The sequence below is a fragment of the Myxococcus vastator genome, assembly GCF_010894475.1.
GTDB classification, from domain to species: domain Bacteria; phylum Myxococcota; class Myxococcia; order Myxococcales; family Myxococcaceae; genus Myxococcus; species Myxococcus vastator.
In genome coordinates this window covers 1-15,630 of sequence record NZ_JAAIYB010000047.1, presented here as the reverse complement: position 1 = coordinate 15,630, position 15,630 = coordinate 1, and the positions used below count along the sequence as shown (strand labels likewise).

Genomic DNA, 15,630 nt, shown 5'->3' with positions numbered 1-15,630 from the left:
GGTATGGACGCGGAAAAGGCCGTGGCGGAGCGCGACCAGGCACTTCGAGATGTCATGGATGAGCGGGTAACGCGCCGCTGGGCAGGAGCGGAGGCACTCGCGCTGGGACGAGGGGGCGTCACTGCGGTCGCCCGGGCGACGGGCTTGGCGCGCATGACGGTGCGCGCGGGGCGCGACGAGGCGAGCGGGAAGAGGCCACCAGGAGAGCTGGTGCGGGTGCGGCGCAAGGGAGCGGGCCGCCCCTCGGTGGAAGTGGCCCAGCCGGGGCTGACGGAAACCTTGGAGTCGCTGGTGGACCCGGTGACTCGGGGAGACCCGGAGTCGCCGCTGCGCTGGACGTGCAAGAGCACGAGGGCGCTGGCCGCAGAACTGGGGAAGCAGGGCTATGAAGTGAGCCCGCAGAAGGTGGGCGAGCTGCTCAAAAGCCAGGGCTACAGCTTGCAGGCCAGAGCCAAGTCGTTGGAGGGAGAGTCTCACCCTGACCGCAACGCCCAGTTCGAGCACATCAACGCCCAGGTGCGGGAGTTCCAGGCTCGGGGGCAGCCGGCCATTTCGGTAGACACCAAGAAGAAGGAATTGGTGGGGGAGTTCAAGAATGGAGGCCGCGAATGGCAGCCGACAGGGGCGCCGGTGCTGAGCCTGACGCATGACTTCCCGGACACGGCGGTGGGCAAGGCGATTCCCTATGGCGTGTACGACCTCGGGGACAACAGCGCGTGGGTGTCAGTGGGGGTGGACCACGACACGCCCGTCTTCGCCGTCACCAGCATCGGCGCCTGGTGGCGCAAAATGGGCCAGGAGCGCTATCCCGAGGCGAAGGAGTTGCTGGTGACGGCGGACTCGGGCGGCAGCAACAGCGCGCGAAGCCGAGTGTGGAAGGCAGAGTTGCAGCGGCTGGCGGGCACGACGGGGCTGTCCATCAGCGTCTGTCATTTCCCTCCCGGTACGAGCAAGTGGAACAAGGTGGAGCATCGCCTCTTCAGCCACATCAGCATGAATTGGAGAGGCCGTCCACTGGAGGACTACGAGACGGTGGTGAACCTCATCGGCACCACGACTACCACCAAGGGACTGAAGGTGAAAGCGCGGCTGGACCGGCGGCGCTACCGCACGGGAGTCAGCGTCTCTCAGGCAGCCATGCATCAACTCCGCCTCGTCCGCTCAAAGTTCCATGGCGAATGGAACTACGTCCTCAAGTCCAATTCGGATAAGTAATTTCTGAGCGGTCCCTGCGTCGAGCGCTTTAATGATGCCAGGTTGCCGCTCTTGAATCCGCTTCGGGCCTGCTCCACTCCGGCGCACCTTCACCAGGTCTGCGGGCGGCTTCTTCGCTCGCGCATCCTTCATCCCCAAGAGGACTGTCGTGCGCGACAGGTGCGTTGCTCTCGCCACGAGTTCCCGGCCGCCGCGCCCTGCAGCGAGTGCCTCAGCGCCGGCCCAGATTCGCAACTGCCGCTCGTCCAGAATCTTGCTCATCAGCTTGTACCTCTTCGCGACCTCTTCCTCGGTGGCCATCGACACCTTCGAGCACGTCGCAGCCTATTTGTCGATCCTCTGAAAACCGGTCGCGTTATAAAATCTCAGGCCCTTAGCTCCACGCGGTCATATCACTGGCAGGTCCACTGGGGATTCGGTCACCGCGTCGCGGGCCGAATCCCCAGTGTCGGTTCAAGGCAAAGGTCCGGGCGTGGGTCGCGCGGATGCTTCGCTCACGGGAACGCGACGGTGAAGATGTTCGCGGCACTCAGGTAGAAGCCGTCGTTGTCGACAGTCACTCCACTGCCGCCGCCAGCCGCCGCTTCCCAGTACTTGGGGTAGCCGGGAGTGAGTGTGCCCATGACTACGCCGTCGCCAGTGTCAATGGTGGTTAATCCCGTGCCGGTCATCTTCCACATGCGGAAGGTCTGCCAGGTGCCGGGCGCCATGGGCAGGGAGTCCAGCGTCGAGCCGCCGCCGTTCGTGGCCTGGACGAAGTTGCCATTGATGGTCTGGAGTTGGACGAGGTCGCCGTCCTTCAGTTCATTGCCGTTCAGGTCCACCAACTGGAACCGCTCCCAGGGACCCACGGCGACGCGATTGGCGTTCACGATGCCGCCACCGCCGCCCTCGGCCACCACGTAGTGGCCGGTCGAGGCACGCAGGGTAATGGTCCTCGAGTAGATTCGCGTCACGGTAACCACGTCGAGCGTGCTCAGCGCGTTGCGCTGCCCGATGGACTGTCCATTCCGAGCCTCGATGGTAGGACGCCCGTTACTCGAGCCCTGCATCGGGCCGTAGTGCATGATGGACCCGTAGTCGTAGCCAAAGTAGTCGTCGTCCTCGTTGTTGTTCTGCTGGAAATAGCTCGCCGCGCCCGGCACCATGTTCTCCCACCGGATGATGACGTAGGTGTCGCGGTCCTGCCGGTTGTGCTCGTGATCGAGTCCCAGGACGTGTCCGAGCTCATGGATGATGGTGCCGGTGCTGCAACTGCCATCCAGCCACGTTCCTTGCTCGCCACCCTGGCGTCCATAACTGGAGTAGCACCCAGAGCCTGACTGGATGCGAAGATAGTCAGGGTATTGCGCCGCGTTGCTCGCGGTGCGGGGCACGAACCGGATGTGGGTCCGGCCATGCCAGTGATTGATGGCGTCCTGGATTCGATTCTGGTTCGCGACGCCCGAATCGATGGTGTAGGGCACCACGGCGTTGGGCCAGCGGGAGTTCGGGTCGGTCTTGACGAGGCCCTGGGCTCGGGGCCCCGAGGACGAAAGTCCCAGGGCCTTCACCTCGCGCACGCGCGCCTCCATCTGCTTCACCGTTCCCAGGACCATGTCGCCTTCATAGATGGCCAAGCCATCCACCTCGGCGTACGTCACCGGGAAGTACCCTCCCCGCTCCACGTTCCAGGCATAACCCTCGCGAAGCGGAGCCCCCATAGGCACTCCGGCAGTCTCGCGGTCCAGGCCGGGGTTCGGCGCCAGCGTCTCCTCGCCACAGGCAGTCAATAGCAGGCTCGGGATGAAAAGCACCGCCAATGCGGATCTTGAAAGGCTTCGCGACATGGTATCTCCACTTCCAGCAAGGGTTCCGGCGCGCCCGCTTAGCAGAGTACATCTGGAGTTGTGGTGGGGATTCGTATCTTCACCTTTTTGTTGTCCAGACAGCGCACCAGATCCGACCGGGTCAAAACTGACATACACATAAATCCGTGGCGGTGTGGGGTTCGACGGGTGTGGCTCCCATCCTGATCATGCTGCGCGCCGCACCTCGGCCCTCTGCGGTGCAAGCGTGAGGTGCATGGCCTCGTCCCACCGCTCCGAGAGCACCAGGGCGCGCAGGTCCAGGATGTGCTGGCCAGACGCCTCCTTCCCAGCGAGCACCAGGGCGTTTCATGCGCAGGGTGACGAGAGACTTGCAGGTGGCCTCCACGTTGCCGCTGCCAATGGGCAGTCCCCGTGCGCGAGCCTCGGCATAGTGCATTCGCTCGCCGTGGTTCTCCAGGTAGGTGAGGGCCTCGTGCACCGGTTGGCCGTCACCGAGGACGGCATGCCGCTTGCCGCTGGCGTGCAATGCCATGGCAATGGCCCATGCCGCCCCGGGCATGTTGAGCAGAGACAATTTCCACTTCTCACGCAGCGCGGAGGCCTTCTCTTCCCCAGCCACCACGCGAGCCGCACTCCCGAGCTTCTCCATCAGGTGCCAGAAGTCCACCAGGCGCACCGGCTTCTTGGCCGAGGGGGCATGGGTGGCGAGCGCCTCGTCCAGCAAGGCGTGCAACTCGGGAGCGCCATCGGTGAGGACGGCGACGTACAGGCCGCGCCGTCTGGAAACCAGGGCCTGGACGTCGCGGGCCAGACGCTCGGCCAACCCGCGGGCCTCGCCCCGCGGCATCCGCCCGTAGCGGAGGGTGCCCAGCGCTTCGCCGTGGGCGTCATGGAAGGTAAGGCAGGCCGCGTAGGCCATGCGCCAGACGACGTCCACCGGGCGCGTGGCGGCGCCCTTGCGAGGTCGTCCCACTCGCCGCCTCTTCGGCTCCTCCATCGGCACGGCCACCCTGTCCATGCTGACGCTCACGCCGCGAGTGCCTCGGGGCACTCGCAGCTTTCGGGCCAGCGCCGCCTCCACCCGGGGCCGCTGGCCACCGTACAGCGCACCCACCTCATGCCCCACCCGCTCGAAGGAGGCGCGGCAATAGTGAAGCACACCCACCTGGCGCGCCGTCGCCTTGCGCCTCCCGCGACGTGCCCCGCGCCAACAGGTACGCCATGGGCACCGCCGCCTCCGGTAACCAGCCATCAGCCACGCATCCGGCTTGAACGCTGATGGTGTCCACCGTGGGGCCATTGCGCTCGCCCACCCGCCGGTAGAGGCTTCTCTCTATTTCGACGGGCCCTTGCCGCGTCTTGTACGTCGCCGGGTACCGTCCGACTCGGACGTAGGGCTGGCCTTCGATGAGGACCTGGGCAGCGTCGAGGTCGAGCCCTCGAAGCAACCTCCGCTTCAGCAACCGCTCCGTCTGTTCCGCTCCGGCATTCACCTCCTGCCATGCGGCGTTGAACGCGGCCAGGTCCCCTCTGCTCGCACCCTCCACCCCTCGGTGGGCGCGCTTCAGCGTCTCCTCCAGCGCCTTGACGCTGTCCTCGAACCCTTCCGGCACTTCGATGGTGACCTTTGGCCTCGCCTGATTTCCTCCGGTGGCACAACCCGCCAGAAACCTCTCATTCTGCCGGCCACCAGCCACCTGGCGAGCCCCCTGCCTGGTTGCTCACTCGTTGCTCAGTTCCAGCGCCACACCCGGGCTCTTTGTCACGCGCTGGGATGATTTGGTGTTCCTGCTTCGAGGACCGCAGCCGCTGGCCGCGTCCTCGCGAACCCGACGAAACTGAGACAGCCAATGGTTGAAACGCTTGTCGTGGGTGGTGTCATCCTCTCCGTGCTGGTGGTGGGGAACCTCTTGCTGACTCTCGCGCTGGTCGGTCGGCTGCGCACGCTCCAGGAGCTGATCGCCAACCAAGTCGTCCTTCGCGACCCGGCCCTGCCGCAAAAGGGAGAGCAGGTCGGCTCCTTCGAGGCCACCACCCTGGATGGCGAGACCTTCACGGACGCCGTCCTGCGAGAGGGCAAGACGCTGGTCGGCTTCTTCACCACGGGCTGCCGGCCTTGTTCCTCGTTGCGCAAGCAGCTCCTCGACTCGCCGCCCGGAATGCCGCTCATGGCGTTCGAAGGCGACCCCAACGACCCGCAGACGCTGGAACTGGGGGCCTCGCTGAAGCAGGTGGCCCGGGTGGCGTTCCTGACCGAGGGGGACTCCGTCACGCGCGCCATCAAGCAGGCGGGCTACCCCACCCTCGTGCTCGTCGAGCGGGGCGTGGTCGCGGCCTCGGGGCACCACCTGCACGAAGTCCTGCCATGAGCGAGGCGCGAGGGGGCCTGCGGGAACTGACGCGCACGGTGGGTGCGGCCGTGGCGATCCAGTGGCGTGCGGCCCCGCTGGCGTCGGTGTTCGCGCTCCTCCTCACGCTGTGCATCGGCTCCGTGGCCGCCGCGGGCGGCTGGCTCACCAAGGAGCTGCTGGATGAGTTGGGCCGCGGGGCCCTGGCGGACTCCCAGCGGGCGATCACGCTGGCGGTGGGCGCCGCCGCGGTGGTCGGCGCCTCGATGGCCATCCTCAATGTTTCAGAGTACCTGACCGGCGTGATTCGCTGGGGCGTCACCCTGGAGGTGGAGCGCTGCCTCTTCACGAAGGTGGCGGCGCTGGAGGGCCTGCGCCACTTCGAGGACCCCGCCTTCCACGGCCGCCTGCGGCTCGCGGAGGAGGCCGCCCGGGACGCGCCCCAGCAGCTCATCGAGTTCGTGAGGGCCACCCTGCGCATGCTGGTCACGGTGGGAACGCTGAGCGCCGTGGTCCTGGTGGTGTCGCCGCCCATGGCGCTGCTGCTGCTGCTGGCGGGGGGCGTAGCCCTGATGACCCAGCTCCTGCGCAGCCGGTGGCTGGTGGAGCTGTCAGCGGCGCTGGTGCCGACCTATCGCTCGCGCGACTTCTACCACTCGCTGCTGGTGGACGTGCGGGCGGCCAAGGAGAGCCGGCTGTTCGGGCTGGGGGACCTGTTGCTGGAGCGCATGGTGGCATCGCTGCGCAAGGCGGCGGACCGCGAGCTGGCCGTGACGCGCAAGGGGTTGGCCGTGCAGGCGGCGCTGTCGCTGCTCACGGCCGCAGTGGCGGCGGTCGGGTCCTTCATCGTCGCCCGAGACACGCTCCAGGGGCGGCTCCAACTCGGAGACGTCTCCCTCTTCCTCGCGGCCGTGGCGGGCATCCAGGGCGCCTTCAACGGGCTCCTCGTACAGCTCGAGTTCGCGGGTCGCAGTGTCCAGACCTTCAAGAACTACCTCGACATCATCGCCCTGCCGGTCCGCGCGCCGGAGGCTTCACGGCCGGTGGCGCCGCTGAGGCACGGCGTGGAGCTGCGCGACGTCTGGTTCCGCTATGACGCCCATGGGCCGTGGGTGCTGAGCGGGGTGAGCCTCTTCATCCCGGCGGGTGGCTCGGTGGGGCTCGTCGGCGTCAATGGCGCTGGAAAGAGCACACTGGTGAAGCTGCTGTGCCGCCTCTATGACGCGGAGCGAGGCCAGATTCTCTGGGACGGCGTGGACGTCCGCGAACTGGATGCTCGCGCGCTGCGGCGGCGGATGACGGCGACCTTCCAGGACTTCATGACGTCTGACTTCACCGCCGCGGAGAACATCGGCCTGGGGGACCTGGACCGGCTGAAGGACGAGGCGCGAATCCGCGACGTGGCACGGCTGGCGGAGATCGACGAGAAGATTGCCTCACTCCCCGCCGGCTACCACACGCTGCTCAGCCGCGTGCTCGAAGGGGAGTACGAGGACATGCCCGCGGGCGTCTCGCTCTCCGGAGGGCAGTGGCAGCGACTGGCGCTGGCTCGGGCCCTGATGCGCCAGGACGTCGACCTGCTGGTGCTGGACGAACCGAGCTCCGGCCTGGACGCCGCCGCCGAGTTCCACATCCACCGGACGCTGGCGCGCCACGGCGAGAGACGGGCGCGGCTGCTCATCTCCCACCGGATGAGCGCGCTGCGGAGCGCGGACGCACTCCTCGTCCTCTCCGAGGGCCGCATCATCGAGCAGGGCTCGCATGACGCGTTGATGACGGCGGGCGGTGAATACGCGCGCGTGTTCACGCTCCAGGCGAGCGGATATCAGGACGAGCGCGTCGCATCACGGGCGGGCCAGAAGGAGGTCGCATGATGCTCGCTGCGATGGGCGTCGGGGCCGCGCTGCTCGTGGCGGGAGCCGTGGCGGCGTCCTGGGGGCGCCGCCGCTGGGTTGTCGTCGCGGTGCAGGGCAACAGCATGTTGCCCACGCTGCACGACGGACAGCGGCTCGTCGCGAGGCGGTTGGCCCGCGCTCCCGCGCCGGGGAACGGGTATTCGCGTTCGGACGTCGTCGTCTTCGTGCTTCCCGCGAAGCAGCGCGAGACGCTGGGGACCGAAGAGCTGCCCTATCTCATCAAGTGGGTGGCCGCCGTGGCGGGAGACCCGGTGCCGGACTGGTCCCGGGCGGCGCTCGGTGCCGACGGTCAGTCGCGCGTCCCACCTGGGAAGGTCGTGGTGTCTGGAGACAACGCTCGGAGCCAGGACTCGCGGCAGTTGGGCTACGGCTACATCGACGCGGAGTCCATCATCGCCATCGTGCGGCTCCGGCTCCGGGGGCCGGAGCCTTCGCGAACAGGGTAGGCTCCGGGCCAATGCGCCAGGGGTCTTCCGGCGAGTCTTGGCTCAGAAGCCTCACGCCAACCCGTCAGGCGTCCCGGTCCAGGTAGAGCAGCCCCGCCGGCGGCAACGGTTCGACCCGAAGAGTGCTGGGTGGCAGCGTCGCCTGCGCCTCCATCACCGCGCGCACCTCCCACAGCGGCGGCGGGTTGAGGGCGAAGCCGGCCTGGAACATCCCCGACTCCACGCCCTGCACCAGCGACTCCAGTCCCTGCACCGGGAACACCTGCGAGTGCCCCGGCGCCTCTGGGTCCTTGATGCCCAGCACGGTCCGCAGCACCAGCGCGTTGAGCAGCGCCAAATCCAGGCTCCGCAGCGTGGGATTGCGCGGCGCTCCCTTCAGGTGTGCCAGGTCCAACCCCTGACGGAACCGGAGGATGCGGCCTCGCCCTCCCGGCAACACCAGCAGCACCGCGTGGTGCCCGCTGATGAGCGTGGCCAGACGTTCCCGCGCCACCGCCAGACCGCGCGGCGTGTTCAGCGGCTCGTCCAGCTCATAGACGCGCGCATACGCCGTCACCAGCGTGAGGAACGTCTCCTCCTTGAAGGTCTCCACGCCCTTGAGCGCCCGGTGGATGGGCAGCAACTCCAGCCCCGGGTCGGACAGCGGCACCACGGCCGCCAGCGTCGGGCCGCGCTCATCCAGCGCCGCCAGCGGGCGCATGGGCGCTTCATCCAGCACGGCCTGGAGCCGCTTCGACACGGGCGAAGGCTCGATGCGCCGCAGCGACAGCGTGTTCTGCCCGTAGCGCCCTTCCCACACGACGATGGCGCGCTCGGAGGCCTCCGCGAGCAGCCCGCGCAGCACCCCGTGGTCATCCGCCGTCAGCGTGACGGCCGGCTCCGCCTCCCAGGCCCTGGGCCGGTACGGGTCATGCTCCAGCGAGGCCCCTGCATCCGGGTTCAAGGCGCACAGGAGGAAGCGCACCGGGGGGCCGCCGAGCTTGCCAGCGGGCCCCTGCACCTCCACCAGGTACATGGCGGGGCGTGAGTCCCTCAGCAGCGCGCCCGAGTCCCGCAGGCGCCGCAGCTCCGCCGTGGGGTTGGCCGCCTCCATCAGCGGCCGGACGTGGGACGGCTGAGGGACCGCGTTGCCACGCGGCACGTAGCTGCTGGGCTCCAGCGAGGGCTGCAGCGAGGCGAGGAGGGCCGAGAATGGATTGACGCGCGCCATGTCGGGGGGAAGGTGGTGCCTCCTGCCCCGCCGTGCCATGGCGCTCGCCAGGCTGCCTCAGGCCGCGTCTACCACCAGACGTTCGTGTACGGCCGGTCCTTCTCTGAGCGGCCGGCCATCTTCAGGGCGGAGCGGTCCACGCTCTCCTCCCACAGCAGGCTCACCGTGGTGATAGCACCCGCCGAACCTAGGAACGACAGCACATACGGCGTGGACTGATCGAACCCGCCCAGCACCAGGCCGGAGAGGAGCAGCACCACCGCGCCCACGCCGCCGCCGAAGATGTTGGCTCGGACGATTTGAGACGGCGTCGGGTTGTAGCGCATGGTGGCCAACGCCAGCGCGCCCGCGCCGATGCCCGGCGCCAGCAACAGCGTGTCCCGCCACGTCTTGCCAGACACGGGCGTCCCGGAGAAGTGGACGATGGCCAAGAGCAGCGACGCATAGGCCGCGCCCCAGCCCGCGCCGGACGAAATCAGCAAGCCGTCATTGAGCGGGAGCTGTCCGCCGCCAAGGCCCGCCGTGAGCCACGCGCCCAGCTCCGCGCCCAGGAAGGCGGACCACGTCAGGATGCCCGCGTCCTGCGTGAAGAGGTCCATCAGGCCGGCGGTGAACATGCCGCCCACCACCGAGTTGGCGATGCCGAAGGTGGCCATGGGGCGATCCACCCAGTTGTTGAACTGCCACCACGATGAGGCCCCGAAGCCCAGACCCGCGCCGATGAGCGTGCCCGCGAGCATCGCCTCACGCGAGCTCTTGTCGAAGTTGAAGTCGCTGGCGAACGCCTGCGTGAAGAAGCCACCCAGCGCGCCCAGCGTCGTGTGGTGCACGATGAAGCTGAAGCTGCCCGGGCCGGAGAGGAACGGGCCCTGGCGCGGCCTGCCGTCCAGCATCACCCCGGTGTCTTCAACGGGAGGCACGCCCCGCTTCGCCATGGCCTGGTCGTCCGGCGTCAGCGGCGACTGCGGCTTCGTCCGCAGCGAGTCCGGATCCGGCGGCAGCGTGGGCGCGTCGCTCGCCGTCGCGGAGTCGCCCGGATAGCGAGCCGGGTCCTGCGCCTCCGACGGTGGATAGGCATTCTGCGCCGGGGGATAGCCCGGCTGCGGCTGCGCATACGGGTCAGCGGGTTGCTGCGTCTGAGGCGGCTGCGCATACGGATCCGCCGACGGCTGCTGCGTCTGCGGCTGCGCATACGGGTCCACCGGCTGCGCGGAGGACGGCGGCTGCGCATACGGGGCCGCAGGCTGCGCGGACGCTGGCGGCGGCGCATATGGGTCGGCGGGCTGCTGCGGCGCCGTCTGGCGATACGTGGGCTGCGGAGGGGCCGTGTAACCCGCGGGGGCAGACGGTGGCTGCGCGGCCCCCGGGGATGGATAGGTTCCGCCAGCCTGCGCCTTCGCGGGCTCCGGAAGGACCAGCGCGAGAGCGAGGGCGGTGATGGGGAGACAGCTCCAGCTTCTCAATGATGACACGCAAGGACTCCTTCGGTCCGGCCGGGCGGCAGAAAACCACAACCTGTCCTCGGGTGCCGGAAATTGGAGTGCCCTCCGCACCTTCCCTGTCCCCTCGTTCACAGCCACGCACTTCTTTTCTTCCGCGACGCGAATGTGGCTCGCGTATCAGTGAGGCCCCATGCCTGAAGGCTTCTCGTGGTCCGAACTCGGCGTCGACTCCGCGCGCGTGCAGGTGGTGAAGGACCTCCCCCTTCCCTCCGGCCGCCGCGACTTCGTCCTCTACTGGTGCATGGTCAACCATCGCGCCGAGCAGAACCACGCGCTGGATGCCGCCATCGCCCTGGGCAACCACCTGGGCCTGCCCGTCGTCGTCTATCAGGCCATCCGGCCGGACTACCCCTATGCGTCGGACCGGCTCCACGCCTGGGCCCTGGAGGGGATGATGGACATGGCCACGGGCTGCGCCGCGCGCGGGCTGCCCTACTGGCTGGAGCTGCCCCGGACCGCGAAGGAGCACCGTCCCCGGCTGGCCTCGCTCGGCCGGCGCGCCGCCGCCATCGTGTCGGACCTGTTCCCCACGTTCATCATCCCGGGCCACCTGCGCGGCGCCGCCAAGGCCCTGGACGTGCCGCTGTTCGCCGTGGATGCGTCCTGCGTGGTGCCCATGCAGCGCATCGCCACGCGGCAGATTGGCGCCTATACCCTGCGGCCCAAGCTGAAGAAGCTGTGGCCAGAGTACCTGGACCGCGCCGTGCCCAACCGCGCGGTGAAGGCCGCCGCGGCCGGACGCAAGCTGGAGCCGGACTTCGCCACCTCGGATGCCCGCGATGCCCGCGAGTCCCTGGACGCCTTCGACTTCGACCACTCGGTGGCGCCCGTCGCGGAGCGCGGAGGACGCAAGGCGGGCCTCAAGGCGCTCCAGGCCTTCGTGAACCAACGCCTGGAGGGCTATGCCGCCGGCCGGAGCGACCCGGGCCTGGCGCAGCAGTCCAACCTGTCCCCCTTCTTCCACTGGGGCAACCTCTTCGCCGGAGAGGCCGCGCGCGCCGCCATCCGCGCTCGCGGCGCTCAAGACGCTTCGGTGCAAGGCTTCCTGGAGGAACTGCTCGTCCGCCGCGAGCTGGGCTTCAACTACTGCTTCCACACGCCGGGGCCCCAGCAGCTCTCCGTGGACTCCCTGCCGCCGTGGGCCAAGGAGACGCTCACCCACCACCAGAAGGACGCGCGCGAGCACCGCTATTCGTTGAAGCAGTTGGAGACAGCGCGGACCGCGGACGGCCTGTGGAACGCGGCCCAGCGCGAGTTGGTGGAGCGCGGCCGCATCCACAACTACCTGCGCATGCTGTGGGGAAAGAAGATCCTGGAGTGGACGCCCTCCCCCCAGGAAGCGCTGCGACGCATCGCGTTCCTCAACGACAAGTACGCGGTGGACGGCAGGGACGCCGCGAGCGTCGCCAACTTCATGTGGGTGCTGGGACTGCATGACCGCCCCTTCCAGGAGCGGAAGGTGCTGGGCAAGGTGCGGCCCATGAGCTCCCTGCGCACGGCGGCCAAGTACAACCTGGCACCCTACCTGGCGCGCTGGGGCCGCCCGGAGGACCCACCAGTGAAGCTCAAGCGCGTCCGCAAGACGGCAGGCCCGTGAGCAAGCCTGTTGACATCCGCGCGCCCAAAAGTGACACGGCGGTTCCATTCCCGCGCGGGCGCGGCTAAACGCTCGAAGCGGGACACCGAGACTTGGAGCCAGCCATGGGAATGATGAAGTTCGATATCCCCCACTCCCTCCCCAAGGAGGAGGTCAAGCAGCGCGTCGAACAGTTGCTCCAGTACTGGGGCGGCAAGTACGGCGTGAAGGCGGACTGGCAGGGGGAAGGCGCGAAAATCGTCGGCAAGGTGATGGGCATCCAGATGGACGCCTCGTTCGTCATCACCGACAAGGCCGTCGAGGGTGAAGGCACCGACCCTGGCATGCTGCTGCGCGGCCAAGCCAAGAGCTACCTGCAGAAGAAGTTCGGCTCGGTGCTCGACCCGAGCAAGAGCCTGGACCAGGTGAAGAGCAGCCTGGACTGACGTGACGCCCGGGACGCGGCCCCTGCCTCAGCGCAGGGGCTGCTCCTCCAGCGCGGCCAGGGCGTAGCGCGCCGCGCGAGAGATGGCATCCGCCGAGTCCGGCATCTCCGGGTAGTGCCCCGCCAGGGGCCGCTGCGGAAAGCGAAGCTGGGCAATGGCGTTGCGGTAGCTGCGGCGCGCCGACTCATGGTCCTGCGTGCGCTCGTGCACCTGCGCCAGCAGGTAGTGGCCAATGGCCAGCGTGGGCTCCAGGAACAGGGCCTTGCCCAGCTCGGAGCGCGCCTCGCTCAACTCCCCTGCCTGCAACGCGGCGACCCCACCGAACACCCGCGCCTCCACGCACAGCGGCTCGCGCTGAATGGCCTGCGCGAAGGCCTCGCGCGCCTCGGGGATGCGGCCGGTGAGCGAGAACAGGTTGCCCAGCGTCAGCAGCCCGTCCAAGTCACTGGGCTCGTCCGCGAGCAGCCGCTGCACGCCCGCGATGGCCGCCGAGAAATCCCCCTGCGCCATCTTCCGCACCGCCATGGCCAGCCGCTCCGCCGGAGGCAGCAGCGTGGGCCAGGCGGGCACCTCCACGGTGGGCGCGCGCGGCGTGGAGCCCACCGCCGGCAGCTCGGTGGTGATGCGCGGACGGGCGGAGTCCACACTCCCCACCGTGGGCAGCTCCGAGGTGACCCGCGAGCGCGCGGCGATGGCCGGCAGCGGCGAGTGCGGCGACACCGCGGGCAGACGCCCCGGCACCACGGAGCGCGGACTGGAGGAGGCCCCCACCGCCGGCAGCGTCACGCCAGGCGCCGCCGCCGACACCGCGGGCAGCCGCGTCGTCAACGGGACGTCCTCGGGCTGCATCCGCTTGCGGAGGTCCGCGCTGAACGCGTCCGCGGGCTTGCGCTCGGAGACGTCGGGCTCGCCGGGGTACGGGGTGATGCGCAGCGGCGGCACCCGCATGCTCTTGTCGTTCAGCGGGCGGCGGTACACGAACGCCCCTTCGACTTCGATCATCTCGAAGCGGTCGTAGACCTTGAAGAGGCTCTCCGAGTACCCCAGGAACAGCAACCCGCCCGGCCGCAGCGCGGCGAGGAAGCGGTCCATCAACCCGCGGATGGTGGGCAGGTCGAAGTAGATGATGACGTTGCGGCAGAGGATGAGGTCCAGCGACGACAGGGCCACCTTGTCGAAGACGGGCACGGCCAGGTTCTGCCCGTCGAAGCGGATGTACTCACGCAGCGCGGGCAGCGCCTCGTAGCCCTCTTCCACCGGCTTGAAGAAGCGCGTCAGCCGGTCCTGGTTGATGCTGATGGCCCGCCGCGAGGTGAAGCGCCCCTGCTTCGCGGCCTCCACCGCGGCCAGGTTGAGGTCGGTGGCCCACAGGTCCACCTCCAGCGACAGCGCGCCCAACTCCGCCAGCACCATGGCCAGGCTGTAGGGCTCCTCGCCCGTCGCGCAGCCCGCGGACCAGATGTGCACCTTGCGCATCTCCCGCCGCGAACGGGACACCAGCTCCGGCAGCACGCGCTTCTCCAGCGCGCGGAACTGCTTCCCGTCGCGGAAGAACTCCGTGTGCCCCACCGTCACCAGCGGCAACAGCGAGCGCAGCTCCTCTTCGCCGCCCGGGCCCGTCAAACGCTGGATGTAGTGCTCGGGCTCGTCCAGGCCCAGCACGGGCATCCGCGCGGACAGCGCCAGCCGGAGGCTGTGGAAGCCATCCGGCGTGATTTTCAACCCCGCGCGCTCCAGCAGCAGCGCGGCGAGTTGTTGCAAGACTCTCTGGCTCGCCGTCAGCACACGTCCACCCACTGCATCAGCGCCGCGCCAATCCGGCTCAGTGGCAGCACTTCGTGCGCCGCGCCCATCAACACCGCCTCGCGCGGCATGCCCCAGACGACGCTCGACGCTTCGTCCTGGGCAATGGTCCGGCCGCCGCGCTCTCGTATCTCCTTCAACCCTCGCGCCCCGTCGCGCCCCATGCCCGTCAGGATGACCCCGATGCAGCGCGGGCCGAACGACTCCCCCGCGGAGGTCAGCAGCATGTCACAGGACGGCCGGAAACCGCGAAGCGCGGGGCCCGCGTCCAGCTCCAACCTGCCCTCCGGTCTGACCAAGAGGTGACTGCCAGACGGAGCGATGTACACCGCCCCCGGCTCCATGACCACGTCATGTTCGGCCTCCAGCACGCGCAGCGCCGTTTCATTGGCCAGCCAGTGCGCCAGCCCTTCCGTGAAGCCGTCGCTGATGTGCTGGCAGTAGGCGATGGGCGCCGGAAAGGCGCGCGGAATCATCCGCAGCACCTGCGCCACCGCCTTGGGCCCGCCCAGGGACGCGGCGATGGCCACCAGCGGAAACGGCGGCGGCGGCTTCGTCTCGCGCGCTGTCGGCGGAGGCGCCCGCGTGTGCACCTGGCGCACCGCCTTCACCTGCGCCAGCAGCATCAGCTTGCGCGACACGTGCGCCCAGAACTCGGGCCCGGGATTCGCCGGACGCTCCAGCACGTCCAGCGCGCCCGCCACCATCGCCTGGAAGGCCTCCTGGCCGGACAACACGCCCGGGTGCAGCGCCAGCACCGGCACCGGCCGCTCCATCATGACGTGCTCGATGGCGGGCAGCGCGTCCATCGCGCTCAGGTCCACAAGCACCACGTCCGGGAAGTGCCGCTGCACGGCCACCAGGGCGCCGGCGAAGTCCACCTCCGCCGGCCCCACGGGCACCAGGGCTTCCCCATCGAACAGGCCCCGGGCCGCGAGCGCACGCAGCCCCTTGCCCACCATGAGCACCCGAAACGCCATTCCTGCGACCGCCGCGCCACCGCCCAAGCCTGGCTCCTCAGGTCAGCCGGTCGATGGCCTGCGCGAGAACCTCCACGCCCAGCTCACCCTTGACGAGGTACGCGTCCGCGCCCGCGTCCAACCCGCGCCGCTTGTCCTCGGGCGAGGCGAGCGACGACAGGATGATGACCGGAATGCGGGCCACCGCGGGCGTCGACTTGAGCCGTCGCGCCAGCGAGAACCCGTCCAGCTTGGGCATCTGCACGTCCGTGAGGATGAGGTCGTAGGTGTTGTTCTGCACCTTCACGTAGGCCTCTTCGCCGTCCTGGGCTTCCTCCACGGAGTGCCCCAGCGCCTTCACCAGCGCCCCTTCCGTGGCGCGGGCGATGGGCGAGTCA

The 15,630-nt window shown here is 68.9% G+C and carries 12 protein-coding genes and 2 pseudogenes; 6 read left to right on the top strand and 8 right to left on the bottom strand.

Features of this window, described 5'->3' with window-relative positions; all coding sequences use genetic code 11:
• The first annotated feature begins 3 nt into the window (after nt 1-3).
• Nucleotides 4-1,215, top strand: a complete 1,212-nt coding sequence (locus G4D87_RS07435) for an ISAzo13 family transposase (protein WP_163780359.1) — start codon at nt 4-6, stop codon at nt 1,213-1,215.
• A gap of 137 nt (nt 1,216-1,352) precedes the next feature.
• On the opposite strand, the pseudogene G4D87_RS40205 reads toward G4D87_RS07435, so the two are convergent.
• The 3 genes and pseudogenes from G4D87_RS40205 to G4D87_RS07420 all read right to left on the bottom strand — a co-directional run.
• Nucleotides 1,353-1,515 (bottom strand): annotated as a pseudogene (locus G4D87_RS40205) (ISAzo13 family transposase); the annotation flags it as partial.
• 194 nt (nt 1,516-1,709) lie between these two features.
• Nucleotides 1,710-2,918, bottom strand: a complete 1,209-nt coding sequence (locus tag G4D87_RS07425; protein WP_240358082.1) for a M12 family metallopeptidase — start codon at nt 2,916-2,918, stop codon at nt 1,710-1,712.
• Nucleotides 2,919-3,230: 312 nt separating this feature from the next.
• Nucleotides 3,231-4,486: pseudogene (locus tag G4D87_RS07420) on the bottom strand (ISKra4 family transposase); the annotation flags it as partial.
• A 390-nt stretch (nt 4,487-4,876) separates the two neighbouring features.
• On the opposite strand from G4D87_RS07420, the gene G4D87_RS07415 reads away from it, so the two are divergent.
• Genes G4D87_RS07415 through G4D87_RS07405 form a run of 3 tightly spaced genes read left to right on the top strand, consistent with a single transcriptional unit; the run spans nt 4,877 to nt 7,736 of the window.
• On the top strand, nt 4,877-5,395 hold the full coding sequence (locus G4D87_RS07415; RefSeq protein ID WP_163780355.1) for a TlpA family protein disulfide reductase: 519 nt from the start codon (nt 4,877-4,879) through the stop codon (nt 5,393-5,395).
• Nucleotides 5,392-7,248: an ABC transporter ATP-binding protein gene (locus G4D87_RS07410; RefSeq protein WP_163780353.1), complete on the top strand. Its 1,857-nt coding sequence runs from the start codon at nt 5,392-5,394 to the stop codon at nt 7,246-7,248. The genes G4D87_RS07415 and G4D87_RS07410 overlap by 4 nt, the downstream gene beginning before the upstream one ends.
• Nucleotides 7,245-7,736 carry a S26 family signal peptidase gene (locus tag G4D87_RS07405; protein ID WP_240358081.1) on the top strand — a complete coding sequence of 164 codons (492 nt, stop codon included), beginning with the start codon at nt 7,245-7,247 and terminating at the stop codon, nt 7,734-7,736. The genes G4D87_RS07410 and G4D87_RS07405 overlap by 4 nt, the downstream gene beginning before the upstream one ends.
• A 64-nt stretch (nt 7,737-7,800) precedes the next feature.
• On the opposite strand, the gene G4D87_RS07400 is transcribed toward G4D87_RS07405, so the two are convergent.
• Entirely contained in the window at nt 7,801-8,946 is a 1,146-nt protein-coding gene (locus tag G4D87_RS07400; protein ID WP_176411420.1) for a DUF1015 family protein, read from the bottom strand.
• A 68-nt stretch (nt 8,947-9,014) separates the two neighbouring features.
• Nucleotides 9,015-10,418, bottom strand: a complete 1,404-nt coding sequence (locus G4D87_RS07395) for a hypothetical protein (RefSeq protein WP_240358080.1) — start codon at nt 10,416-10,418, stop codon at nt 9,015-9,017.
• Between the two features lie 160 nt (nt 10,419-10,578).
• On the opposite strand from G4D87_RS07395, the gene G4D87_RS07390 reads away from it, so the two are divergent.
• Together G4D87_RS07390 and G4D87_RS07385 are read left to right on the top strand one after the other, a co-directional pair.
• On the top strand, nt 10,579-12,045 hold the full coding sequence (locus G4D87_RS07390; RefSeq protein WP_163780348.1) for a deoxyribodipyrimidine photo-lyase: 1,467 nt from the start codon (nt 10,579-10,581) through the stop codon (nt 12,043-12,045).
• Between the two features lie 104 nt (nt 12,046-12,149).
• On the top strand, nt 12,150-12,470 hold the full coding sequence (locus tag G4D87_RS07385; RefSeq protein WP_140863501.1) for a polyhydroxyalkanoic acid system family protein: 321 nt from the start codon (nt 12,150-12,152) through the stop codon (nt 12,468-12,470).
• Between the two features lie 27 nt (nt 12,471-12,497).
• On the opposite strand, the gene G4D87_RS07380 is transcribed toward G4D87_RS07385, so the two are convergent.
• From G4D87_RS07380 to G4D87_RS07370, 3 genes are all read right to left on the bottom strand, one after another.
• On the bottom strand, nt 12,498-14,255 hold the full coding sequence (locus tag G4D87_RS07380; RefSeq protein ID WP_163780347.1) for a protein-glutamate O-methyltransferase: 1,758 nt from the start codon (nt 14,253-14,255) through the stop codon (nt 12,498-12,500).
• Complete coding sequence (locus G4D87_RS07375; RefSeq protein WP_163780344.1) at nt 14,249-15,253, bottom strand: chemotaxis protein CheB; 1,005 nt, start codon at nt 15,251-15,253, stop codon at nt 14,249-14,251. Before G4D87_RS07375 ends, G4D87_RS07380 begins: the two co-directional genes overlap by 7 nt.
• Nucleotides 15,254-15,290: 37 nt before the next feature.
• Nucleotides 15,291-15,630 (bottom strand): response regulator (locus G4D87_RS07370; protein ID WP_163780342.1); only part of this gene is annotated, 340 nt, incomplete at its 5' end.